The sequence below is a fragment of the Hominimerdicola aceti genome, from assembly GCF_025567495.1.
GTDB lineage: Bacteria > Bacillota > Clostridia > Oscillospirales > Ruminococcaceae > Hominimerdicola > Hominimerdicola aceti.
On sequence record NZ_JAOQJZ010000010.1, the window covers coordinates 50,499 to 75,170 of the forward strand.

Annotated in this window: 30 protein-coding genes and 2 pseudogenes; 26 read left to right on the forward strand and 6 right to left on the reverse strand. The window is 39.3% G+C overall.

The features are described 5' to 3' along the window. Positions 1-4 precede the first annotated feature (4 nt). Positions 5-766 (reverse strand): alpha-amylase family glycosyl hydrolase, encoded by a 762-nt coding sequence (locus OCV57_RS14295; protein WP_317245415.1) that lies wholly within the window; start codon positions 764-766, stop codon positions 5-7. Next, complete coding sequence (locus OCV57_RS14300) at positions 711-1,550, reverse strand: alpha-amylase family glycosyl hydrolase (protein ID WP_317245416.1); 840 nt, start codon at positions 1,548-1,550, stop codon at positions 711-713. Before OCV57_RS14300 ends, OCV57_RS14295 begins: the two co-directional genes overlap by 56 nt. 135 nt (positions 1,551-1,685) lie before the next feature. On the opposite strand from OCV57_RS14300, the gene OCV57_RS10000 reads away from it, so the two are divergent. The 8 genes from OCV57_RS10000 to OCV57_RS10035 all read left to right on the forward strand — a co-directional run bounded on the left by OCV57_RS10000 (position 1,686) and on the right by OCV57_RS10035 (position 7,717). Further along, entirely contained in the window at positions 1,686-2,576 is an 891-nt protein-coding gene (locus OCV57_RS10000; RefSeq protein WP_267301407.1) for an AraC family transcriptional regulator, read from the forward strand. Between the two features lie 42 nt (positions 2,577-2,618). Then, positions 2,619-3,074 carry a GGDEF domain-containing protein gene (locus OCV57_RS10005; protein WP_256320925.1) on the forward strand — a complete coding sequence of 152 codons (456 nt, stop codon included), beginning with the start codon at positions 2,619-2,621 and terminating at the stop codon, positions 3,072-3,074. 229 nt (positions 3,075-3,303) lie between these two features. After that, positions 3,304-3,831, forward strand: coding sequence for an RNA polymerase sigma factor (locus OCV57_RS10010; RefSeq protein ID WP_038671217.1), 528 nt, complete (start codon positions 3,304-3,306; stop codon positions 3,829-3,831). 1 nt (position 3,832) lies between these two features. Beyond that, positions 3,833-4,510 carry a DUF4367 domain-containing protein gene (locus OCV57_RS10015; protein WP_267301408.1) on the forward strand — a complete coding sequence of 226 codons (678 nt, stop codon included), beginning with the start codon at positions 3,833-3,835 and terminating at the stop codon, positions 4,508-4,510. Between the two features lie 105 nt (positions 4,511-4,615). Further along, a complete protein-coding gene (locus tag OCV57_RS10020; protein ID WP_267301409.1) occupies positions 4,616-5,041 on the forward strand; it encodes a hypothetical protein in 426 nt (141 codons plus the stop codon). A 91-nt stretch (positions 5,042-5,132) separates the two neighbouring features. Beyond that, positions 5,133-6,776 (forward strand): fibronectin type III domain-containing protein, encoded by a 1,644-nt coding sequence (locus OCV57_RS10025; RefSeq protein ID WP_267301410.1) that lies wholly within the window; start codon positions 5,133-5,135, stop codon positions 6,774-6,776. Positions 6,777-7,184: 408 nt separating this feature from the next. Further along, positions 7,185-7,319 (forward strand): hypothetical protein, encoded by a 135-nt coding sequence (locus tag OCV57_RS10030; RefSeq protein WP_337795318.1) that lies wholly within the window; start codon positions 7,185-7,187, stop codon positions 7,317-7,319. A gap of 188 nt (positions 7,320-7,507) precedes the next feature. Beyond that, positions 7,508-7,717 carry a hypothetical protein gene (locus OCV57_RS10035; protein ID WP_117958451.1) on the forward strand — a complete coding sequence of 70 codons (210 nt, stop codon included), beginning with the start codon at positions 7,508-7,510 and terminating at the stop codon, positions 7,715-7,717. Positions 7,718-7,753: 36 nt separating this feature from the next. Here the strand turns inward: OCV57_RS10035 and OCV57_RS10040 are convergent, their stop codons facing one another. The 3 genes from OCV57_RS10040 to OCV57_RS10050 all read right to left on the reverse strand — a co-directional run bounded on the left by OCV57_RS10040 (position 7,754) and on the right by OCV57_RS10050 (position 10,153). Then, a complete protein-coding gene (locus OCV57_RS10040; RefSeq protein WP_117927137.1) occupies positions 7,754-8,386 on the reverse strand; it encodes a ThuA domain-containing protein in 633 nt (210 codons plus the stop codon). Between the two features lie 83 nt (positions 8,387-8,469). Beyond that, complete coding sequence (locus tag OCV57_RS10045; RefSeq protein ID WP_117958511.1) at positions 8,470-8,700, reverse strand: Arc family DNA-binding protein; 231 nt, start codon at positions 8,698-8,700, stop codon at positions 8,470-8,472. A gap of 499 nt (positions 8,701-9,199) precedes the next feature. Further along, entirely contained in the window at positions 9,200-10,153 is a 954-nt protein-coding gene (locus OCV57_RS10050; protein ID WP_267301413.1) for an AraC family transcriptional regulator, read from the reverse strand. Positions 10,154-10,264: 111 nt separating this feature from the next. Between OCV57_RS10050 and OCV57_RS10055 the strand changes: the two genes are divergently transcribed. Continuing rightward, the gene (locus tag OCV57_RS10055) at positions 10,265-11,449 is read left to right on the forward strand and encodes an MFS transporter (RefSeq protein ID WP_267301414.1); all 1,185 of its coding nucleotides are present in this window, start codon (positions 10,265-10,267) and stop codon (positions 11,447-11,449) included. Between the two features lie 108 nt (positions 11,450-11,557). Here the strand turns inward: OCV57_RS10055 and OCV57_RS10060 are convergent, their stop codons facing one another. After that, positions 11,558-12,382, reverse strand: coding sequence for an AraC family transcriptional regulator (locus OCV57_RS10060; RefSeq protein WP_267301415.1), 825 nt, complete (start codon positions 12,380-12,382; stop codon positions 11,558-11,560). Positions 12,383-12,733: 351 nt separating this feature from the next. On the opposite strand from OCV57_RS10060, the gene OCV57_RS10065 reads away from it, so the two are divergent. The 17 genes and pseudogenes from OCV57_RS10065 to OCV57_RS10145 all read left to right on the forward strand — a co-directional run bounded on the left by OCV57_RS10065 (position 12,734) and on the right by OCV57_RS10145 (position 24,609). Then, positions 12,734-13,192, forward strand: coding sequence for a hypothetical protein (locus OCV57_RS10065; RefSeq protein ID WP_267301416.1), 459 nt, complete (start codon positions 12,734-12,736; stop codon positions 13,190-13,192). Between the two features lie 125 nt (positions 13,193-13,317). Further along, positions 13,318-14,436 carry a hypothetical protein gene (locus tag OCV57_RS10070; protein WP_267301417.1) on the forward strand — a complete coding sequence of 373 codons (1,119 nt, stop codon included), beginning with the start codon at positions 13,318-13,320 and terminating at the stop codon, positions 14,434-14,436. A gap of 11 nt (positions 14,437-14,447) precedes the next feature. After that, positions 14,448-15,311 carry a hypothetical protein gene (locus OCV57_RS10075; protein ID WP_267301418.1) on the forward strand — a complete coding sequence of 288 codons (864 nt, stop codon included), beginning with the start codon at positions 14,448-14,450 and terminating at the stop codon, positions 15,309-15,311. 3 nt (positions 15,312-15,314) lie between these two features. After that, complete coding sequence (locus tag OCV57_RS10080; protein WP_117893195.1) at positions 15,315-16,187, forward strand: hypothetical protein; 873 nt, start codon at positions 15,315-15,317, stop codon at positions 16,185-16,187. 9 nt (positions 16,188-16,196) lie between these two features. Beyond that, positions 16,197-16,835: an ATP-binding cassette domain-containing protein gene (locus OCV57_RS10085; RefSeq protein WP_267301419.1), complete on the forward strand. Its 639-nt coding sequence runs from the start codon at positions 16,197-16,199 to the stop codon at positions 16,833-16,835. 389 nt (positions 16,836-17,224) lie between these two features. Continuing rightward, the gene (locus OCV57_RS10090; RefSeq protein WP_267301421.1) at positions 17,225-18,271 is read left to right on the forward strand and encodes a Fic family protein; all 1,047 of its coding nucleotides are present in this window, start codon (positions 17,225-17,227) and stop codon (positions 18,269-18,271) included. 88 nt (positions 18,272-18,359) lie between these two features. Next, positions 18,360-18,746 (forward strand): annotated as a pseudogene (locus OCV57_RS14470) (polymorphic toxin-type HINT domain-containing protein); the annotation flags it as partial. A gap of 497 nt (positions 18,747-19,243) precedes the next feature. Beyond that, positions 19,244-19,588: a hypothetical protein gene (locus OCV57_RS10100; RefSeq protein WP_117859462.1), complete on the forward strand. Its 345-nt coding sequence runs from the start codon at positions 19,244-19,246 to the stop codon at positions 19,586-19,588. Between the two features lie 69 nt (positions 19,589-19,657). Beyond that, on the forward strand, positions 19,658-20,560 hold the full coding sequence (locus OCV57_RS10105; RefSeq protein WP_317245417.1) for a polymorphic toxin-type HINT domain-containing protein: 903 nt from the start codon (positions 19,658-19,660) through the stop codon (positions 20,558-20,560). Between the two features lie 10 nt (positions 20,561-20,570). Beyond that, positions 20,571-20,984 carry a hypothetical protein gene (locus OCV57_RS10110; RefSeq protein WP_038671430.1) on the forward strand — a complete coding sequence of 138 codons (414 nt, stop codon included), beginning with the start codon at positions 20,571-20,573 and terminating at the stop codon, positions 20,982-20,984. Positions 20,985-21,000: 16 nt separating this feature from the next. Then, positions 21,001-21,408 carry an SMI1/KNR4 family protein gene (locus OCV57_RS10115; protein WP_117865556.1) on the forward strand — a complete coding sequence of 136 codons (408 nt, stop codon included), beginning with the start codon at positions 21,001-21,003 and terminating at the stop codon, positions 21,406-21,408. A gap of 25 nt (positions 21,409-21,433) precedes the next feature. Beyond that, positions 21,434-21,979 (forward strand): annotated as a pseudogene (locus tag OCV57_RS14475) (polymorphic toxin-type HINT domain-containing protein); the annotation flags it as partial. A 276-nt stretch (positions 21,980-22,255) separates the two neighbouring features. Continuing rightward, positions 22,256-22,783, forward strand: a complete 528-nt coding sequence (locus OCV57_RS10125) for a hypothetical protein (protein ID WP_022287971.1) — start codon at positions 22,256-22,258, stop codon at positions 22,781-22,783. 379 nt (positions 22,784-23,162) lie between these two features. Further along, on the forward strand, positions 23,163-23,525 hold the full coding sequence (locus tag OCV57_RS10130; protein WP_267301424.1) for a hypothetical protein: 363 nt from the start codon (positions 23,163-23,165) through the stop codon (positions 23,523-23,525). A gap of 48 nt (positions 23,526-23,573) precedes the next feature. After that, positions 23,574-23,861, forward strand: coding sequence for an HINT domain-containing protein (locus OCV57_RS10135; protein ID WP_267301481.1), 288 nt, complete (start codon positions 23,574-23,576; stop codon positions 23,859-23,861). A gap of 53 nt (positions 23,862-23,914) precedes the next feature. Beyond that, on the forward strand, positions 23,915-24,178 hold the full coding sequence (locus tag OCV57_RS10140) for a hypothetical protein (protein ID WP_256320053.1): 264 nt from the start codon (positions 23,915-23,917) through the stop codon (positions 24,176-24,178). Between the two features lie 5 nt (positions 24,179-24,183). Further along, entirely contained in the window at positions 24,184-24,609 is a 426-nt protein-coding gene (locus tag OCV57_RS10145; protein WP_267301425.1) for a hypothetical protein, read from the forward strand. The last annotated feature ends 63 nt before the right edge of the window (positions 24,610-24,672 follow it).

A 24,672-nucleotide genomic window follows, 5' to 3' on the forward strand; every position in this document is an offset into this window, starting at 1 on the left:
CTTTTTAATCAAGCTTCACAAACGCTGCCGAGCCTGCTCCAATAACGCAGCTGTTGCCGCTTATCTCTGCACCGCTCCCGAAGCTGTATATAACCTCTCCAAGTGAGCCGCCGACCGTCAGCTCACAGGCGGAATCGGTGGGGTTTACTGCAACGAGTATTCTCTCGCCGTCAAAGCTTCTGACATATGCAAGAGGTCTGCCCTTTGCGCCGTCGCAGACAAACTCGATATCTCCAAGGCTTTGCAGAGCTTTGTGCGCCTGTCTTACTGCAATTAGCTTTTTGACCTCGCTGCGCAGCGAATTATTGACGGCAATCTGCTTCTCCACAGTCGGTCTGTCGGGGTCGGGGTCAAGGGGGATATAGAGCTTCTCTGCCAGAGCGGAAGAAAATCCTGCATTCTCCGAGCTGTCCCACTGCATAGGTGAGCGCGAGCCGGTCCTGCCGTAACCGCCCTCAACAGAGTTCAGCCCCTCAACGTAATTCATGCCGATCTCATCGCCGTAGTAGATGTAGGGTGCTCCCGGCATCGACAGCAGGAAGGCAAAGGCAAGTTTTCTGCGCTCTCCTTTGATGTGGCGGGCGAGTCTGTCCATATCGTGATTGCCCGAGGGTATGCAAATCAGTCCCTTACGCTCCGAGCGCTCATAGCTGTCCATATATTTGGACACAAACGTCGATGCGTCACCCTCTCCACTGAAGAAGGGCTTTTCATTCCTGAACAGGTCGTTGTAGTGGGAAGACCCGAAGTGCAGCAGAAAGTCCATATGAAAGCCCCCCTGCAAGACTCTGGTAAGGCTCTCCCCACTCGGAGACCATTGCGGCCTCGGGGTATTCCTCGTCAAGAAATGCCCTTATGTTCTGCCAGAGGGCGATGTTGCCCTTCTGATCCTCATCGTTTTTGACAAGTGAACCTGCCATGTCCACACGAAAGCCGTCACAGCCCCGTGAAAGCCAGAAGCGCATGACGTCCTTGAGCGCCTCCCGGGTAGCTACAGCGCCCTCGGAATCCATAAACTGCTGCCAGGGAGCGTTCGGCTTGTAGAAGCCGTAATTAAGAGCAGGCTGGTGGGTGAAGAAATTGATCGCACAGCTGCCGTCACGTTCGGATATGCCCCTTATTGACGGGTAGCCCGCAGGCTCCTCCCAAACGCTGTCCGTCCAGACATAGCGGTCGGTGAACTCGTTGCGGTCGGCCTTCATGCTTTCTTTGAACCAGGGGTGCTCCCATGAGGTGTGCCCCGGCACGAGGTCAAGCAGAACGTGCATACCCAGCTTGTGAGCCTCCTCAAACAGACGGACGAGGTCGTCATTTGTGCCGTATCTGGGGGCTACCCTGCAATAGTTCGAAACATCGTAGCCTGCATCCAAAAAGGGCGATTCAAAGCAGGGGTTTATCCATATCGCCGTGCAGCCCAGCTCCTTGATGTAGGGCAGCTTTTCGGTGATGCCGTTTATATTTCCGATGCCGTCACCGTCCGTGTCCTTGAAGGACTGGGGATAGATCTCATAAAATACTGCGTCGTCGAGCCAGTCAGGTCTTTTTGCCATAATAATTACCTCCGTATAAATATTCGTCAAGGGGTTGATTTGTTTGCTTCTGTATGATATAATACTACATATCGAAGAAATAATCTACGCCGATAATATCACAAACCGATACTATAATACTTTTATGGTGATAATATGGAAAAAGCCGCATTAAAGGAACACCGCCGGCACAGCACAGCCGACAAGCCGTTTTCTTACTATATCTCGAATATTCCCGAATACTTTCCCAATGCTCCAATGCACTGGCATAAGGAATTTGAGCTTAATGTCATTCTGGAGGGCGAGGGTGATTTTGTAACGGGCGATATACACTTTACAGCTTACAAGGGCGATATTGTGCTGACGCCGCCTGACATGCTCCATGCTGTTTATCAGCATGATGACAAGAGATGTGTCTACGATACCCTTGATCTTGACGGCTCCATGCTGGGCAGCCGTGACAATGACCGTGCCGCAGACGCGTTTATCGCACCTCTCATTTCAGGAGCGTACAGTATAGAAACTCACATTACCCCCGAGCATTGCTATTACAGCGAGCTTCTGACCACGGCGGAAAATATGATAAGCGCCGCCAAGGGTGACACGCCCCTTCTTGATATGCTGATAAAAAGCGAGCTGCTGCGGTTCATGTTCCTGCTCTATGAGAGCGGCAGCATTTCAAGGAACGGTTTTGTAAAAAAAAGCTCACTGATGCGCCCCGCGATAGAGTACATCAATGAGCATTTTACTGAGCCCCTCACCATAGACCAGCTTGCGGGCGTTGTTCACCTGAGCAAAAGCTATTTCATGGGTGCACTCAAGAGGGAAACCGGCGTCGGAGCAATGGAATATATAGCCCAGCTGCGCCTGAAGCTTGCAAGAGAGCTTTTGAGAGACACCGACAAAAGCGTTGCAGATATAGCTTTTGAATGCGGATATCACAACCTCTCGAACTTCAACAGGCAGTTCAGATCCGCCGGCGGCTGCTCTCCCAAGGAGTACCGCTCACGCTGCACAGACTCAGATCAGACAGTACAGAATGATTGAAAGGTTATCATTAAGCTGTACAGCCGTGTTTTCACTGTAGGTTTGTCAGACCGCTGCGGCATGAAAAGCTGGCTGCACGAAAAGGCTCAGAATGCCGCCCCTGACGATACTGCAATGGTACTTAGAACAGATATGGACGGCTTGAAGGCGATAAATGACACCTTTGGCCATGCTGAAGGAGACTATGGGATCAGAACCGTCTCGAATGTTGTTCAGAGCATTACCAGTAATGATGAGATATGTGTACGCACAGGCGGTGATGAGTTTTGTCTTATAGGGATAGGAAAATACGCTGATGATGAACCGCAAAGACGGACAGAACGCTTTTTAAAAACACTCGAAGCTGTGGGTCGAAGTTCCGACAAGCCCTACGAGATAACAGCGAGCATAGGGTGGGCAAGCGCTCCTTACAGTGAAAATGTTGTAAGCGAGCTGCTCAAGACCGCTGATGAGCGAATGTATGAAAATAAGCTGATGAGAAAGAAAAACAGGATATGACATACAGTCATATCACTGCTTAGGGGTAAAAAATCTGATATCATTTGCGTACTTATAATACCTACCTTAGCTGCCGAATACACTCAGACACGGATAGCCGTCCTGCTTCAGACGGCTATCCGTGTCTTATTATTACAGCCTTTCCAAGTTGCATGGTGTATGAAAACATGATATACTTAAATTGGAAACGGATAATATTCTGAAATGGAGATAGGAAGGGAGTGATTGTATGTTGCCGATATATATGGCATTGATCGATGATGAAAAAGATAAAAAGGCTTTTGAAAAGCTGTATAATAAATACAAAAATAAAGTTCATGCAATATCCTTGAATATATTAAAAAATGAACAACTTGCTGAGGAATCAACTTCTGACACTTTTTTATCGTTGGCTAAATGTTTTCAAAAAATTAAACATTTAGAATATCACAAATTGGATTATTACATTGTCATAACTAGTAGGAACATGGCAAAGAATATATCTAAAAAGGAAAAAGAAAATTTAATGACGGTTTCCTACGATGATGATTCTTATTTTGTAAATGAAAATATGTCATGTTACGAATTTGAATTTTTGAAAGGTTGCATCAAGAAACTGAAAGTTGACGATCAAGAGATTCTTTATTTAAAGTTTTCGTGTGGACTTGAATATTCTGAAATTTCAAAAACGCTTGGCATTACATCTGCCACAGCAAGAAAACGTCTGCAGTATGCCAAAAACAGATTGAAGATATTACTTGAAAAGGGTGATTTATAACATGAATAATTTTTCATATTTTTCAAAAGCTCTCGATGAAGTCGTAGATGCCAGATTGGATGATTATGTTGAAACTCTTGAAGTAGACAAACGATATGAATTTTCGGAAAAGTACAATAAAAAAATAAACAAACTTATAAAACACAGAGAAAAGCCCTATTTTACTCTGATATGCACGACCGGCAGACGTGTTGCTTGTTGTGTTGCAGCATTGTTGATCCTATCATTTTCTTCGCTTAGCGTAAAAGCTGTGAGAGAGGCAGTTTGTAATTTCTTTATGAATATTTTTTCAGACCATACGGAGATTATAGCAGACAGTGAAATTGTGAATTCATATCCGCATTCGATTGACGAGGAATATCATATATCTTCACTTCCCAATGGATTTAAACAAGTCGACTATGATAAAATGGAAAATTCAATTATAATAACATACTTCAAGGATGATGATTATATCTTTTTTGAACAATACACAAAAGATGCATATCTTAGTAATTATGATAATGAACAGTCAACATTTGAATCATATACAGATGAAAACGGACAAGAGTATCTAGTTCATAATACAGATCATGATCATACATTTATATGGGACAATGGTAAATATATTTTTGAAATATGCAGCAACTTAGACAAACGATCTGTGTTGGAATTGTGTGAATCCACAAAAATAAAGTAAATTAATAAAAACATATCACAAACAAACAATTTTCATTGTCATAGTAGGTGTAGGAGAAAATAAATCTCTTGCACCTATTTTTTGTGAAAGGAGGAACTTACATATATGAAAAAAGTGATATCTACAATTATATCGGTTGTTATTATGCTATGCCTATCACTTACAGCTTTTGCCGAAACCGAACTGCAAACGCCTTCTGACGATGACATTTCTGTTTGTTATTTATACACAGATAAAATATCAGGTACATTGTCAATCTCCAACAAGGCTGCAACTTGTAAATCCACTGTACGTGGTATTTCAGGTACAACTACTAAAATCGTTATAACTCAAACACTTCAGAAGAAAAATGGATCTTCATGGAATAAATACAGTAGTTGGACAAAAACATTCAACAGTTGGTATGCGATTTATTCAAATTCCAAAGAGTCTTTAAGCAGCGGTACTTATCGTGTAAAGACGACTGCTGATGTTTACAGTGGCTCAAAGTATGAAACTGTCACGGCTTTCAGCAAGACTGTTTCGTGTTGATGAGCGTGGGTGGCAATTGAAAGGTGGTGAACTTATCTTAGAAAAAATTAATATACCAAAGAAAAAACATTGTAAAAAAGGAGTTAATAATATGAAAACAACAAACTATCTCGCCGGACTAGCGGCAATAACAATGACATTCACAGGCGTGGCTGCGCCAATATCAGCTTATGCCGATGATATCTCAAAGTCTGCAAGCATAGACTATGCAACATACGGCAACTTTGTGTATATCATAAAAGCTGATAAAACTGCTGATATAGTTGAATATAATGGCAAGGAAGAAAATGTCGTTATCCCTGCTGAACTCAATGGATATACGATAACAGGTATAAGCGGTTGGTCGGGTAAACCTACAAATTCTCACCCTTTGGGTGTCATAACTGGTGCTTTTAAGAACAACAAGACAATTAAAACCGTAGTCATTCCTGATACGGTAAAATATATCGACGATGAGAGCTTTTATGGCTGCACTGCCCTTGAAAGCGTGATGTTTGGCAATGGTGTTGAAGAAATAGGCGATTATGCCTTTGAAAACTGCACTTCACTTTCCAAGGTATACATACCTGTAAGTGTAAAGAAAATAGGCGCTGAGGCTTTTGGTTATACTTTCGGCTCAGAACTTACACTTAATAAAAACTTCTCAATGACCTGCGCTAAGGATAGCGCCGCTGAAAAGTATGCAAAAGAAAATGGAATTCCATATGACACATATCAGGTAAAAATTGACGAGCTTGCCGTTTCAGGTATTAAGGACAAAGAGTACACCGGAAAGCCTGTTACGCAAAATATAGTTATCAAAAATGGCAATGTCGTCCTTGATGAGGGTATTGACTATACTGTTACTTATTCTGCAAACACAAAGGTGGGTACTGTTGAAGTCACCATAACAGGAACAGGTTCATATACCGGCGAGATAAAGAAAAGCTTTGATATACTGCCTGCAAAACAGCAGATACAGAAGCTTGAAACACGCTTCAAAGGCTTTTTCATAGACTGGGCGCAGAAAGGCTCTGCAACAGGATATGAGATAGAATATAGCACAAATGCTGATTTTAAGGACAGCACGGTTAAAAAGCTTACCGCAAACAAGCCTGATACTCTCAACATAAGCGGTCTGACAGCAGGAAATAAATATTATGTTCGTGTACGTTCCTACACAAACGTTGGCGAAAAGGTATACTATGGAGCATGGTCAGACAGCAAAAATGTTACCGCCGCAAAGTATGACATTACAAAGTCAGCTATCTCAGGCATTTCTACAAAGACATACACAGGAAAGAATATCACGCAGAGCGTAAAGGTAAAATACAACGGCAAGACGCTTAAAAGCGGCACAGATTACACAGTTTCATATTCAAACAACAAAAAGGTAGGAACAGCCACAGTAAAGATAACAGGCAAAGGACAATACGGCGGAACTGTCAGCAAGACATTCAAGATAAACCCTGCTAAGCAGAAGATACAGAAGCTCACAGCGAAGTCAAAGGCTTTCTTTATTGATTGGGCGCAGAAAGGCTCTGCAACAGGTTATGAGGTGCAGTACGCCACAAACTCTAAGTTTACAGGCGCAAAGAAGCTTGATGTTGCAAACAACAAGACCGACAAAATGACGATTTCAAAGCTTTCGGCAAATAAGAAATACTATGTTAAGGTACGTTCCTATACGCTTGTAAAGGGTACTAAATATTATGGAGAATGGTCGGCTGTTAAGAGTGTGACAACGAAGAAGTAATATGCTTATAAACCAAAGCCATTTTTTCTTATAATAAGTTTTCGCCGACAATACACTATGTAACTGATCCTTCGAACCGCTCGTCATTAAATATGATTCAAAATCTTATGGATTCGTACAAACAGATATCAGGAGCTGATATTGATAGGTTAAAATTAGGACTATTCTAAATAGAATAAGCTGCCACAGATTTTTCTGTAGCAGCTTATTTTTTTGTTTATGCTATTCCTTCTTGCGAAGATATCCGTCATCATCATATTTTTTAGCTATGTGCTGTGCAGCTTGCTAATCGCCCCATTTGTCTACAGTCTTATCCCAAATTGTCATATATTACAACCTGTTTTCTGAAAAAGTTTACATTTATCAACACGGAAGTTGAAATAGCCGAAATATGGGATCATTCAAAGCATGAACAGTGCCGGCGGAAGATGTCATGATAATGCACGCTGTGAAAGTATGTGGGGAATCTGCACCGCCAACGGCGGGCTGCCTCCGTCAACCCGAAGAAAGCTCTACTATGATCATATCTTTCTCGTTGCATAATTCTTGTTCGAATAAAATGCGTCAAGTGATATTGACAAAACCAGGTAGAACTTGTCCGGCAATTTTAACGCAGTAAACCGCATCATGACAAGTACAAGTCTCTTTCAGTATGGAAACAAAAAGAATATACAAAGAAAAACGCTCCTGTACTGGAAAAGTACAAGAGCGTTGGCAGTAGGTTAAAATCGTTGTATCCCGACGGTAAGTTTCCGTCAGAAACTTCGCTTGACCGTCAGCGACAAGCGTTGTATGAGGAGCGTGAAAAACTCTACGAAGAATACCGCTACCTCAAAAAAGAGTATGCTGATTTAGACAAGGCAAGCCGAACGATTGACGATTACCTTGAAAGTTTGAGGGATGAACCTGAGCGTAGGCGGAAAAAGGGAGAGTTGGAATAACTCTGCAAACTGGAATTTGACGCTCTATTAATGCTATTAAACCCAATCAATAGCATTCTTTACAAGTTTGACAAATGGTTCACAGGTCAGATTTTGGGTATTGTGTGCAGGAACGATACAGCAGATTTTTCCCTTGCCATAGGTGTGAATCCATACAGCAGGCTGAACGCCGTTCTTTGAAACGGTTTCTGCAAGAATCGTTGTATCAGCATTCGGAATCATTTTCATTACATAATGTTCGTCAAAATCAGGGAATGTGAATTTGCCAATGCCTTCAATAATCGGATGTTCTGCTATCGGTTTTACAGTAAGCGGACATTGTTCGGGATGAGTGATAAAGTTACTTCTTACAACATTTGTGAGGATTGCGTGATTTTCTGGGTAATCAGTAAGTGATGCGTGAAACATAATCGTTCCCATACCATTCTGAACATCATTCAGAAATTTCTCCGTCCATTTTTCATCACACCAGATTGGAGTAGGAATCTGATCATTTTCAATAGGATCTTTGAAAGACAAAAACAAATCAAACTGCCCGTTGAAATAATCATTTGGGTTCTTTGTGAATGTTACTTCATAATCTGCGTTAAACAGATAGTCCATCATAGGCTTGATGGAATCATCATGATGCCAGTAATCGTGTACCAAAACAAATACTTTTTTACTCATAAGTTATACGTCCTTTCATCACCATTTTATGGCTACGTTTCTATGAATTCTCGTTTTTTAGATGTGCGTTAAATTCCGATTTGTCAATCTGTTTCATTTGCTTCTTCAGGCTTATAGTTTCGTTCAATATATTCCTCAACAGCCTTAATGAACATCTGATTCATGCTCATGCCCATTTCAGCAGCGATAGCTTTCAGTTTTTCACGCTGTCCCTTTGGAACACGAATTTTGATGTCATCAAGATGTGTTTTCACATATTTTGCCGTAATCGCTTTTCGTTTTTCGTTGTAGTACATAGAAATCAATCCTTTCATATTGTACCCATTTCTTTTATTATACCCTATCAAGAGCTTTTTGTCAATTCATCATATAAAAACTGTCCGGATTTTTTCAGAGAACTTTGTGCGCATTGCGGCTTGAAAAAACAAGTGCAATGATATATAATAGTATTGTACCCAACACTAAACATGAAAGGAGATTTTCAAAATGATTCAAAAAATAATTCCCATTGCAGCAAGTATTACTTTGATAGGCTCAGCAAGTCTGACAGCCTATGCCGATATGGTTTTGTCAATATCACTTGACACATTTTATTCGAACAAGGATTATGCAACGAGAAAGATATGATCATAGTAGAGCTTTCTTCGGTCTTCCGGAGGCAGCCCACCGTTGGCGGTGCAGATTGTTCCGGAACCTTCGGACAAGATCTCATCAATAATCTGAGTTGTATTATTAAGGTGTTCTTTTCTCTGCTTGCAGATTTTGTCATTCTCTCTTAAATCTGATATCTTTTTATCAAGTTTAGCTATTTCATCAGCCCGACAGGACATTTGTGTCAGAATGTATATTTCTCATTGAATTACGCTCTGCACAGCAATAGTATTTTCTGTAATTTATCGGTGTAACGCCGTACAGCTTTTTGAATCTGCGGCAGAAATAGCCGATGTTCTCAAATCCTGTTTCATGCGCTATGGCACAAACGCTGTTTTCGGTATCAACAAGGAGCTTTGACGCACGTTTCAGTCTGTATTCTACAACGTAATTTATCGGCGAAGTGTGCAGGTATGTCCTGAAAATATTGAGAACACTGCTTTTGCTTATAAGAACTGTTCCTGCAATATCGTCCAGTGTTATCTGACCGCTGTAATTATCATGAATATACTGCATCATTATCTGAAGCTTAGCCTGCGTCTGTGCGGAATGCCCGGACACGGGGCCGCAGTCTGTTATCTGTATGCTTTCATATAACAGGCGCCATAGTTTCAGCAGCAGTTCTACCGTTTCCATTTCAGAAGCCGTGCCAGAACCCTGCACAGCAAATACCGACCTCATTGTTTCGATAATGCTGTGGTGCGCTGTTTCTTCGGCGGAAAAAATCACACATTCGGTAGTTGATTCAATTATCGGTCTGATGTATCTGCTGTATATCAGACTGCCCTGCGGCGCAAGCAGAACAGGTGAAAAAACAATGTTCGGAATGATGGTGCTGTCTTCTGCTTCAAACCTGTGTATCACCTGAGAATTTATAAAGATCCCATCGCCCGAGCTTAGAACATACCTGTTTCCACCCACCAGAAAATCAGCCTTGCCATGCTGTACATAAACAAATTCGACCTCTGGGTGCCAGTGCCAGTCGATACAGTGAAAATCGAAATCCCAGATGTCATCATAATAGTAGCTGAACGGATATTCTTCGCTGCCGTGACTTGCAGTTTCACGTAAGGTTTCGTCCGTTGTGATCCTGTCCTTTTTGATTTCATTTCCCATGTTCTCACCCGATTTACGATATTGTGTAATAAAAATGTGATTTTGTGTATTGAAATGTTACGATATTTACTATATAATCTGATTATATCATTTGTCAAGGAGTTTGTCAATATGGCTGTAAATTACAGAAAAACACTTATATCCTGCTATCTTGGATTCATCACACAGGCAATAGCGGCTAATTTCGCTCCGCTTCTATTTCTCACATTTCACAATGGCTATGGTATTCCGTTTGGGAAAATTGCCCTTATCTCGTCGGTATTTTTTGTTACTCAGCTTATCATAGATGTGCTGTGCGCACGTTTCGCCGACAAGATCGGCTATCGGAAATGCGTTATCGGTTCGCAGGTGTTTTCTGCGCTGGGACTTATCGGGCTTGCTTTCCTGCCAGAACTGCTTCCCGATCCGTTTTCAGGAATAATTATAAGCACGGTCATATATGCAATGGGAAGCGGTCTGACCGAGGTACTTGTAAGTCCGATAGTTGAAGCCTGCCCATTTGAGCACAAAGAAACTGCAATGAGCCTGCTGCATTCATTCTACTGCTGGGGTTCGGTCGGAGTCATACTCATTTCAACACTGTTTTTTACTGTTTTCGGCATAGAAAACTGGAAGTGGCTCTCTTGTATATGGGCGATAATTCCGCTGGTAAATGTTTACAATTTTTCAGTATGTCCCATAGCACACCCCGTCGAGGACGGCGAGGGAATGCGTATTCGTGACCTGCTCAGAGTCCCGCTGTTCTGGCTTGCGATACTGCTTATGGTTTGTGCGGGAGCCTCGGAGCTTTCAATGGCGCAGTGGGCGTCGGCATTTGCAGAATCCGCTCTCGGACTGACTAAATCAGTCGGAGATATTGCAGGACCGTGTATGTTTGCGGTGACGATGGGCATAAGCCGTACACTTTACGGGAAGTACGGCGAAAAGCTCGATCTTATGAAATTCATGATAGGCTCGGCGCTGCTGTGTCTGATCTGTTACATCACTGCATCCCTGTCGGGAATACCTGTAATCGGACTTCTAGGCTGCATAATGTGCGGATTCTCGGTAGGTATCATGTGGCCCGGTTCTATAAGCATCTGTTCGGGAAAAATACCCACAGGCGGAACTGCAATGTTTGCACTCCTCGCCATGGCGGGCGACCTCGGCGGAGCACTCGGTCCTGCTATTGTAGGAAATATCACCCAGAATGCAGGTAATGATATGCAGAAAGGTATGCTCGCAGGCTGTGCATTTCCACTGATACTTATGATAGTGCTCATGCTGCTGAACAGAGCCAGACGCAGGAATAACTGATCGTATCCGGCAGGTTTATGCAAAGCTACAATAGGAAAAAGGCATCATGTATCCGGACATGATGCCTTTTTGTTTTTTTATACGGTGTCAGCGGTCAATTTACGAATTTCATAGAGCCTGTTCTATACTTCTGAACTGCGACGGAGTAATACTCTCGAACCTTTTGAAAATCTTGCAAAAATAACTGCTGTCACAGAAACCTGTTTCTTCAGCTATCTGATCGACAGTTTTCTGCGTTTCCGCCAGAAGCATTTTAGCCGCCTGTATCTTGCGTTTTGTGATATATTCCATCGGTCGGCAGTTCAAGGTCTGCCTGAATAATCTGCACAAATGCTGTGAAGAAACTCCTGCGGCTTTACTTATGGATTCAAGACCGGGCTGTTTCATATAGTTTTCGTCAATATATGCAATCGCCTTTGTCACCGCAGGGGCGATTTGTACACTGCCTTTTCCTTTCGCCGCAAGACGGCTCAATTCAATGAAAAAGCTGTACAGATAGCCCGACGCTCTGAAATTTCCGTCAACCTTGTCAGACAGGAGTGCCTCGTGCATACATCTGAAACAGTGGTCAAGATATGTAATTTCTTCCTTTGGAAGGGGAAAGATTTTTGGCTTGTCAAAGCCGAGTGCTTTAAGCATATCAGGGCAGGACTTTCCTGATGGTTTTATCCAATGCGTATCCCAGGATTCGTCCGTTGAATAATACTCATGCGGACAGCCGGCAGGGATAAAGAATGCGGTGTACGGTTTTATTATATGTTTCTCTCCGTTAATTATAAGTACGCCGCTGCCTTTTGTACAATAAAGAGCCTTGGCATAATTGTCACCTTTGTCGCATTTAACATGATACTGCCATTCGTTCAGCCCTACGCTCACCAAAAAGACGGGAAGACTGCTTTCTTTGCTGATTATCGGATAATCGTAGAATTTCAAAATTAATTCACCGCCTGTGCTAAAATCGTTATATCTTAATAATATCATTCATTGACTTGAATGTCAATAAGCGTTATAATCTGGCTATTTCAACTTCCGTGTTGATGTTAACAAACATTTAACAATCAACTTATGTAAAATGAAATAATTTAGAACGCAATATTTGTTCAGCTATACAAAAATCTTGTGCATATGAGAGAAATATGCAGAATATAGTGACTTTTGGTGTTATATGTGTTAAAATAATGTATGCATAGATAAAAAAGTCTATTGCAAAAAAGAAATGTGGTGAGTTCAATGAAGATATAAATATTTATTATGCACAATTATCCGTTGCAATAATTGTGTTATATGATGAAATTGAATTTATTTGCAACAAAACTTGAAGAAAATCACACCTATATTATAAAAAATATCGTTAAGAGAATCGCAGCTATGGGTGCTGCTGTTATGATGATGAGTTCTATGGCTATTGGGGCTAGTGCGGCAGATAGTTTTTCTTTCTATATCTCTAACACTGGCTCCGTCACTTCAAAAGTTATTAATGCAAGAAATGCAGCTCAGGATGATTATGTTAGGGTCAACTACCGAATTGACAATATCTCAAATGCTACATCCGTTTCATATAGAACAACGGCTGGAGGTACATATATTGCAAGTGGAGAAATATCAAGTAAAGGAAACCATACTACGAAACACACTAATGCGACATACATTGATAAAGGTGAACGTATTTTGTGCACAATGTCACTCAATCCAGCTCCGTCAGGTGTAGGTAGTCATGCTTCAGGATATGTTAGCGGTAAATAAAATTTAAACTAAGGCAATATCACTAACTATCTTTTTATGTGATATTGCCTTAAGTTATACGATCAATTTAACAGCTTGATTTCTATACTACCTCGCAGCAATAACCCAAAAGAAAGGAATGACATATGAAAAATATCAGAAAAACAAAAGTATTATTGCCCGTGATGTTGGCGGCTGTGGCGCTGTCAGCTTGTGAAAATACTCCCGACAATATCAGAAGCAACAAGCATTCGGCTGAGGTGGACAGCGGCGAGGCTTATGTTTCGTCAGAGAATATTTATGACAGCTTTGATGCTGCATTTGAAAAAGAGTATACAAAATTCAAGCTGCCCGAAAAATCAGCGGTGAGCATTTGCAGGTCTGACGGTGTTTATGACTTGGAGCTTGCTTATATCAATGCCGAAAATGATATGGACTGGCTGTCGTCAAAAGTGGAAGAGCTGCAAAGTGCCTTGGATATCAAGATCGATGGTAAGATCGAAACTGTGGAAGATCAGGCACAGCTCCAGGACGAACATAACAAACTTAAAATAACACGCTTTGCACAGCCTTATTGCTGTTGGGAGGCAAGCGAAAACGGCGTAAATACCGCAGACGCTGACGCCGATAATATGGAGCTTTTTTATCTCGACAGACCAACTTCTGAAAATGCTGACAGCGGACTTTTGTCTGCTGCGGACAAGGCAAAGACTTTGGCGGACACGTTCAGCAATGTGCTTGGTGAGGAGCTTGACAATGTGGTCAGTGACGGGTATATAATCACCACCGACAGCGGGGTTGGCTATGAGATCGAGATACAAAAGGCATATAAAGGTATCGGCATACAAAATGTTTTTTCCACGAATGCTGACGATACGCTGTTCGTGAAGGGCAATGCGCTTATGACCTATTCAATGCAGACTTATACCGATCTCGACGCAAACTTTGGCCCCGAATATTACATAGGTTGTAACGCTTTCAAGGTGGCAAAGGCTGAGAAAATAGACAAAATGCTGTCTTTCAAGGGTGCTTGCGATCTGCTTGAGGAAAATCTTGCGGACAAGATCGATATACAGTTTGATGACGTCAAGCTTATGTATGAACCTCGTGGCGAGAGTACCGAAGTCGGCGAAAGTGCGGATAATATATGCTGTACGCCAAAGTGGTATTTTATTATCGACGATAAGCAGCCGACAGGTCTGCACGCAATAAATTATGTGACAGTTGATTGCGTTACGGGCGAGATATATGTGCTTATTCCATAGGGGGTGGGGCAATGAAAGCACTTAAATGCGACCTTAACAAGAGTATACTGAATATCGGATATGTCGGTGCGGTGCTGCTCACGACCCTGCTTTGCTTTACCGCAAAGGCGTATACCGACCCGAACACGGCGAAGATATACACGGTGTTTGAGTGCATTGCAAAGCTTGACAAACAGCTTTTTGCTGATGATTATTCCTTCAGTTCCTATCTGATGTTCGCAAAAGGTATGTCGGGATATATGGCAATGTTTCTGCCTATAATAGCGGCTTTTCCGTTTATGACGGCATTTTGTGCAGAGCGAAACAGCGGTTCAATGCGGTTCACCATAACCAGGACAGGCGGATTGAGATATTATCTGTCAAAATTCTGCTCAGCATTTTTGTGCGGCGGTTCGGCTGTTCTATTCGGATATATAATTTTTGGTGTTATCGTAAGAATAATTTTTCCTTCATTGAGCCAATATGAACTTTCCGCAGATGACTTGTCATTCGTGCTTGTGAACAACAAAAACGAACTTATAGGCGTGTTAAGATATATGCTTTCAGCGTTTTTGTATGGAGCCATAAGCACAATGCCTGCGCTATTCATAAGCTCATTCTGCAAAAATCCATATCTTATAACCTGCGTGCCATTTATGGTAACATATATGTGGCAGATAGCTGTGCAGAAACTTATTGCAAATTCGATGATGAAAGAGGATTTTGACAGGGCAAGCATATTGGAGAATTTTTATCCCAACAGCATAATGAATTTGTCATATTACACAGCTTTTGCTGACACAAAATACATTCTGTTTTTCAATTTCGGGATAATACTTTTCTCTGTGATAGGTTTTATAGTAATAATGAATATGCGGCTGGACAAAGGGGTGTAAGCGATGAAAAATTTTAGTTTAAAACAAGCCTTTTCCTGTGAGATGACGGAATTTGTCAAATGGGTCTGCGACGCACGAATGGTGATAGTTGCGGTGCTGCTCATATTCATAAACAATTTTGCAGTTTCTCCGCTGACTAACAATGCAGAGCTTATGGGTGAGCCGCTTAACATACTAGAGCCATTTATAGCGGTAGCAAATTCTGAGATACTGATACTTATAATCCCAATAGTTTTTCTGACCCTTATTGCTGACTATCCGAAAGTCGACACCAATACTGTGTTTTATATCGTGCGTATCGGCAGGGCGAACTGGTTTGTAGGGCAGGTTTTGAAACTTGTTTTTATGATAGTATCATATCTTGCGGTAATATTTATCGGTACAGTTTTGCCAATGCTTTCAAAGGGCTTTTGGTACAATGGCTGGAGCAATGTTGCCACGGGTTTTGTGAAAATGTTCCCCGACAGGCGAGGCGATTTCGGCGTTGAGCTGCTTCCAGAAAATCTCTACAATCAGCTTTCGGTATTTGAGGCGGCGGTGAAAAGCTATCTGCTCGTGGCGGCGTATTTGATGATAATAGGGCTGATACTGCTGGTATTTTCGCTGTTCAAGCGCAAGACTATGGGCTTTATCATATGCGGCGGAATGATATCACTTGGAATGGCGTTCAGTGCTATAAGGACAAATCTTATGTGGACAATGCCAATGGCAAACTCAATAACTTGGCTGCATTACACGAAATATTTCAAAAAGCCAATAATGCCGATGAGCTTTTCTGTGATTTATCTGCTAGTACTTATTGCGGTTCTGCTGGTTTTCGGAGGGATAGCCATTGGTAAGTTTAATTATGATAATGTGACGGAGGTTGCAAGTTAGGGGGACGAAATGGATATCATCAATGTAAATGACGTATGCCTTACGCTTGGCAAAACGGAGATACTAAAGCACATAAACGTGTCCTTTGAGAAGGGCAAGATACACGGACTTATCGGCAGAAACGGCAGCGGAAAGACAATGCTTATGAAGTGCATATGTGGTTTTATCAAGCCCACGAGCGGTGAGATTATCGTTGACGGCAAGCAAGTGGGCAAGGACGTTGACTTTCCGAAAGATATGGGTATCATTATCGAAACGCCTGGGTTTATACCGTATTACAGTGGATACAAGAATCTAAAACTTCTTGCGGGGCTGAACAACAAGATCGGCAAAGAGGAGATAAAAAGCAGTATGAAACAGGTGGGACTTGATCCTGACCTAAAGCGACACGTCCGCAAATACAGTCTAGGTATGCGGCAGCGTTTGGGACTTGCACAAGCTATCATGGAAAATCCGAAGATACTCATTCTTGACGAGCCTTTCAATGGTCTTGACAAGGACGGCGTAAAAGAAATGCGTGAGTACCTGCTTTCATACAAAGAGCAGGGCAAGACTATTCTTATATGCTCACACTCTGCGGAGGACATCTCCGTGCTGTGCGATACTGTGCATGAAATGGATAAGGGAGTCATTGAGGGGGTAAGGTGACATAGACTGAGTAAGTATGGATTCGTATTTTTATTTAATGCAATACTATATTATATCATACTTTCTAAAAAAGTTTACATTTATCAACACGGAAGTTGAAATAGCCATATAAATTTATCAAATTCCATTAGCATCTATCACTGATAGGCGCTTTTTTCATAACCAAAACAAGAAACGTGGGGAACAATTTATGATGTAAAATTACGAATATGTTCCCCAATGCTATAGATATCATAAGAGTAGAGAAACCGGCTCTTTTATACAGTAGAGGGATACTGTTGGATATATTCCCTTATTTCACACATAATATTAAGGACAAATTTGCTTATCCTATTGATATTTCCCTTATTTTATATTATAATTTAAGGGAAAATAATGGAGGTAAGGAAATGGGAAGTTTTAATTACTCTGCTTTTAAAGAACAAAAGTGGGATTCTGATATTCTCGGACTTATAGCGGCCATATACAAAGAGGCTGGAAAACAGGAGCAGTATCTGAAACAGCGTCCGCAAGAGATGGAGAAGCTTGTTGAGATAGCAAAAATTCAAAGTACCGAAGCTTCAAATGCGATAGAGGGTATCGTTACAACAAGCACGAGGATCAAACAGTTGGTCGAAGAAAAGACTACTCCTCGAAATCGTGACGAGCAGGAGATCGCAGGGTATAGAGACGTGCTGAACGTTATACACGAAAGCTTTGACGCTATTCCGATAACTCAGAACTATATTCTGCAGCTTCACAAAATGCTTTATAGTCATATGAACAATCCGCTTGCTGGCAGAACAAAAAGCGTGCAGAATTATATCAGTGCGGCTTACCCCGATGGACATACAGAAATACTGTTTACTCCGCTCGCGCCATATGAAACATCTGAGTCACTTGACAGGATATGTGAAGAGTACAATCGTGTTATCGGTAATTTGGAGGTTGAGCCGCTTATAATTATTCCTATATTTATCCACGATTTTCTCTGTATACACCCTTTTAATGACGGCAACGGAAGAATGAGCCGTCTGCTTACCACTCTTCTGCTGTATCAGAATGGCTTTTACATTGGCAAATATATATCGCTCGAGGCAAAGATCTCTAAGAACAAAGATCTGTATTACAGTGCTATGAGTCAGTCGCAGACGGGCTGGCACGAGGGCAAAGAGGATGCTTTGCCATTTATAAAGTACATTTTAGGCACGATACTTGCATCGTATAAAGATTTTGAAGAGCGTATCTCGCTTGTTCAAGAAAAACTGCCTGCACTTGAGATGGTCAGAATGGAAAGCAAAAGCAAAATAGGACGATTTAACAAGCAGGATATAAGGGAACTCTGTCCTACTCTCAGTGACAGTTCTATCGAAGGTGCACTAAGAAAACTTGTTGCCGCAGGAGAACTAAAAAAAGAGGGCAAGGGAAAGAGCACCTGCTATTTCAGATTAAATTAGATTAGAAGATGTTCTACACATCGCATGACTAGGTTTTGGCGGACTTGGAGCGGCAGGTGAGTTTTTAGGTAATGCCAAGGCGGTTAGTTTGCTTGCCATAGAAAAGATAAAGTCAGGAGATAAAGTCATTTCAACAGACCCTGAAACAATGAAAACTTCTCCTAAAACTGTCCTTGAAACATATATAAGAGAGGTGACTACTCTCGTTCATCTTACTGTGAACGGCGAAGAAATCGTTACAACTGTTGACCACCCGTTCTATGTAAAAAATCAAGGCTTTATCAAAGCAGGAGAACTAATAGTTGGTGATGAACTCCTTGATGTAAACGGAAATGTTCTTTTAGTTGAAAATTTTGATGTCGAGTTGACAGACGAACCTACCAAGGTGTATAATTTTCAGGTGGAGGTTTTTCATACCTATCATGTTGGCGAATTAGGTGTATTAGTTCATAATGCAGAAAAATATGGTAACGGTCATTATGATAATAATCCTAGTGATAATCCCAAAGTATTAGCTGATGCTGAAGAAAATCCCAATGCAGTGTATGGCTATAAACCCAAAAAAGATGGCAGTTTGAAAAATTTCGCTAATGAGGATTGGTCAGATCCGGAATTTGTTGAAAGTGCAAGGCAAAAAAGAATTCAGTATATTGAAGATGATAGATCAATATGCGATTTAGTTTCTGATATGAAAAATAAAGGATGTTCTACAGAAGAAATAGCACATTCAATTTGTGATTATCGTAATCAAACAAGGTTAAATTCCTATCTCGATTTAGATGGAAATATTATAAATGAAAATGGATATAATGCTGCTTTAGAACGTATGCAAACTAGGTCTTATGATGCGTTAATTTCTAGTGGCAAGACACCAGAACAAATTATCAGTTCATCGATGAGAACAAATCCGGCAATGGATGCATGTGTAGGACTTTATGATGAAAATTTTAATAGTTATTAAGGAGTAATCATATGTACAAAATTGAAAAGAAAGAAAACTATGAGATTTATGCTTTTGACGAAATTGATTTAAGGATAAAGATTGTTGATAATAATTTATTAAAGAATGTATATATTAATTATAAAGGTTATAATCCATTATTTACAATGCTTTTAGGTGAGTTTTCTGCGGATTGCGAAATAGATTCAATACATTTTGATGTTAAAAGTGAGAATAGTAGACAAAATAATACCCTTTACGCAATTGTACAAAAAGAAGTTTTAGAGCTTTTTATTAAAGACATATATTTTTTTATAATAGAAAATAAGATAGAGCAAAAGCTTAATGAAAGAGATAAATCAATTTGGTCTTTTTAACTAATTGAATGAAGAAATTTACAATTTGCACAGATTAGCATAGCCGGTGTTGCCGTATTTACAGGCGGAATGAATAAAGGCTTTAACAGTGCGGCAAATAAAGCAGGCGTTAAGCCGTCTTGTTTCGTTGCTGGAACTCTTGTCATGGCTGTAGCAGGAATGGTTGCCATAGAAAAGATAAAGTCAGGAGATAAAGCCATTTCAACAGACCCTGAAACAATGGAAACTTCTCCGAAAATTGTTCTTGAAACCTACATAAGAGAGGTAACAACGCTTGTTCATCTCACTGTGAACGGTGAAGAAATCGTTACAACTGTTGACCTCCCGTTCTATGTAAAAAATCAAGGCTTTATCAAAGCAGGAGAACTAATAGTTGGTGATGAACTTCTTGATGTAAACGGAAATGTTCTTTTAGTTGAAAATTTTGATGTTGAGTTGACAGACGAACCTACAACGGTGTATAATTTTCAAGTGGAGGATTTTCATACTTACTATGTTGGTAAGAACGGGATTTTGGTTCATAATGCAGATTACTCCACAGTTGTTACACCCGATATGGAAAATAAAATACTTGAAGGTGAACGTGTAGGTTCTTCCAACAGAATTAAGGGTGGACATTCACCCAAAATAAATGATGCTAATCCTAAATATTCAGTAGAAGTACAACAAACATTCCCAGATGGAACTAAAAAAATTAAATTCATAACAGAGTTTCCAGATGAAAATGTATCCAAAATTAAAACAAGCACTATTTTCCCGGATAACTGGTCTGATGCTAAGATTATTGATAGTATAAAACAAGTTGGAGATGGCGTTCCTATTGGTAAAAGAATAGCCGACAATTCGTATTTATATAGAGATATTATCGATGGAGTTCAAATAGAAGTTATAAAACAAGGAAACAACGTAATCGCAGGATATCCAACAGGTGGCGGAACAACTGGCTTGCCAACTGGGTTTACATCCAAATAGGAGGAAACTTATGTTAAATGAATTTGAAGAATACATAAAAGGGAATTTTTCAGATGATTATTGGTATGATGACGCATTATTCTTATGTGAAGATTTTCTAAAACATTTTTCAGATTTAGAATGGACTTTACTAATTTCTAAAATGCAAAATTATGATATTCAAAGTCAAGTACGGCTTGCAGAATGTTTGGCAGATGTTAACAATAAATATAGTGTTAAGATTCTGATAATATTAACTCAAACAGAAAATAGTAATTTATTAATTACTTGTATTGATTCGTTAAGAGATGCAAATTTTTCTTTGTTAACTGTTGAAGAAAAGCATAACGTCTCAATAAATGCCAAAAAAGTACTAATAAGTTGCTCCGAAATGGAGAAGAAAGTTATTCGTAATTTTTTAAACAAAATACAATCCTCACAATAATGTGGAGAAATTTGTAATGAATAAGAATATTATCAATCTTGTAAGTAAGATGGATTTAAATAAGTCCGCTGATGAAAAAGAAATAATGGAGGTAGAGAACCGCATTGGCGTTAAGCTACCTATTCAATATAAAGAATTTATGTTGTATTCAAATGGTGCAGAAGGTGAATTAGGAGAAAATTCATATTTGGTTATATGGCCAATTGAAGAAATTATTTCACTAAATGAAGCATATTCAGTAAATCAATATACTCCTGGAATTTTATATTTTGGTTCTGATGGTGGAGACATTGCATACGCATTTGATATTAGAAATGAAAACATATCAATTATTGAAATTCCTTTTGAATCAATTCATATTGAAGATGCACAACTGTGCGCATATGGTTTCAATGATTTTATAGAAAAGATGTATAATGAATAGTCATTGATTAATTAAAACATAGTTTGCTTTTGTGCAATTCAACCAGAAACTTCACTCCAGCAAGTTGTATAATGGTTTTCAATTTACTGTAAGTGCTTTGGCAGTTTTCAGCGGAAGCACTTATAGTTCAATGAAAAAGCATCAAGAAACGCTTACTTGTTTTGTTGCAGGAACAATGATACTAACAGCAAGCGGACTTGTTGCTATTGAAAACATAAAAGCAGGAGATAAAGTTATCTCTACAGACCCCGAAACCTTTGAAACTGCCGAGAAAACAGTTCTTGAAACCTACATAAGAGAGGTAACAACGCTTGTTCATCTCACTGTGAACGGTGAAGAAATCGTTACAACTGTTGACCACCCGTTCTATGTAAAAAATCAAGGCTTTATCAAAGCAGGAGAACTAATAGTTGGTGATGAACTTCTTGATGTAAACGGAAATGTTCTTTTAGTTGAAAATTTTGATGTTGAGTTGACAGATAAACCCGTAAAGGTGTATAATTTTGAGGTAGAGGATTTCCATACTTATCATGTTGGTAGATTGGGTGTACTGGTGCATAATGCTGGCAAAGAATATGGAAAACAATATTCTCCAGAACAGCAGAAACTGGTTAAGGAAGGAAAAAATATTAGCAAGATGAATCGTGTCACAAGATTAGAGGCAGAAGATTATGTAAATAGATGTAGAGCAGTTGGACTTGGCAAGGATAAAGTTCGTATAGACCCACCGCATTTCAATAGAATGGATCCAGCAAAATTGGCTGAAGATATATCAGGTAAGCCGCATTTACATGTTCCTTCAGGCAAAAATTCTCATCTGGAAATTATTGATTAGGAGAGTGAGAGAATGAAGTTGTATAGAAATGGTTATGTTGTATCCGAGGTAAAAGATAATGATTATACATATAATGTATGGCCGTTTGAAGATGTAGATGATGATAAGAATGCTATGATGTTAACTGAGGAAGCAGATAACACTTGGTTTCTGCAATATGATATGCAACATATTGTCCCTGATTTTAAGTTTGTATATAAATATTTTCAATATTGTCAAAACAATGGGCTAAAGTCGAATATTCTTTTGTATGAAACAACTAACAAAGAAATCGTTGTTCCTGAAATTAAATTGCCAACTAAATTATTAGGTTTTGATTGCATTGGTAATGTATATTATTCGTATTTAAAAAATGAATATAACTATTTTAAAGACGATTTAAATGCAAAAGGTATATATGTCAATAAATATGGGTTATTGGATTCTTTAGAAGATGTTTTGACTTATATAAGCTTAAGACAAAAAGACATTAGTTCTGGAATACAGTTGGAAAATTTCTGGAAAGAGCTCCCAACAAAGATTAGTTGTGTCAAATTGTAAAAGTGTATTCATTTAGCAATGGGATTAGTCGCAATCAAAAATATAAAAGCAATAAAACTAATAGTTGGCAATTAAAATTATTTTACTTTAACAATATGGAGGTGTAAAAATGCCAATCAACCAAGAAAAAGTTTCACAGCTTTTAGCGGCAAGGAGATATATAATAATCCTAAAACGGGAAAACAAGTAGTATATGATACAGATGGTAATTACTTTAGGATTGAAGACACAACTTTAACAGGAAAAAGAGTATACACCGATATTAATGGAAATCAAATCCCAAATAATAAATTTGTTAATGGAAAATAGATAGGTATTTCGAAATCTGAATATAATCAGTTGACACATTTTAATAATATTGATTAAGGTGATTGTTGAAATGAAACAAATGGCAGAAAGTAATAATTATCTTATACTAAATGAATATGAAAAAGTATTTCTCAAATTAAAAGCAACATCTCAATTAATTTTAATTGGTGAATTCTATGGCGATCCAGATGTTGCTTTGATTTCAGACGATGAGACATACTGTGCTGTTGGTGGAGAAGGTGTGATTATTTATTATTTAAGAGATCCATTTGAAGAATTTTCGACCAATCACAAATCATTAAATCAATGGAAAATTTGGGGAAGAGGCACCAATGAAGAAACAATGTGGGTGAGTGAAATAGATCAAATTGATAGTAAACATATTCGAGTTGAATTAGAAGATTCTGAAACCATACTATTATCTATTTTCTAACTTGCGTTTTGAATCTATATATGAGAAGATTCTAAGCTTATTCATTTGGTGATCAACAGCGAAGAAATAATCACTACAGTTGACCACCCGTTCTATGTAAAAGATCAAGGCTTTATCAAAGCAGGAGAACTAATAGTTGGTGATGAACTCCTTGATGTAAACGGAAATGTTCTTTTAGTTGAAAATTTTGATGTTGAGTTGACAGATAAACCCGTAAAGGTGTATAATTTTCAGGTAGAAGATTTTCATACATACTTTGTTGGTACAAGTCAAATCATGGTACATAACTCGGACTGCGGAATCCAAGAAAATGGATATGTGGACGCAAAAAAATAGCTGAGGATCCGAGTGAATTCACTGGCAAGGATGTTAATGACTATGCACGTGAAATGAAAGAAGTGGGATATGAATGTAAGATAAAAAGTTCTACTCGTTCGAGAAGTGGTGCACAAAAAGTAGTTGTTGAAAATTGTGCTGGAAATAGAAATATAGCACAATTACAAGTTTCTCCTGGTGGAGGCAGACATGGTTCTCAACCGTACGTGAAAATCAGTACCACAGATCAAGGCATTATCAAAATTGCAACAGGTAGCGAGGCTTCATATTTGACAGATGGAATGGAAACTGCAACAATAATATTCACGGAGGGATAATTACTATGGTTGATAAATACGCTCCAATTATTCCATATAAAGAAATGGGTAATATAAAATTATACTCATCAATGGCTGAACTTTCTGACGTTATATCTATTTCTAAAGAATATATACTAAATGATTTTTGGATTAGATATGATGTTGAATACATAATATCACTATTTTTTCACAGAAAAAACAGTAAATTGTTTAAGATGACAACATTGAAAGGTTATTGTGGTGACCTTTTTGAGAAGATTAATGTTAATACACCTGAATGTGATATAACAACGTTGGATGATTCTTTTAAATATGACGAGTTTGATGAAGTATGGGAATCAAATAAAGGCGTTTTTATTGAAATTGATCCTCTTATCCGAAAGGCATCATGGATAACAATATATATAAAAGAATTAGATAATGATGATTTTGATAAAGCAAAGTGGTGACTTGTTCATCTCACTGTGAACGGTGAAGAAATCGTTACAACTGTTGACCATCCGACCATCAGT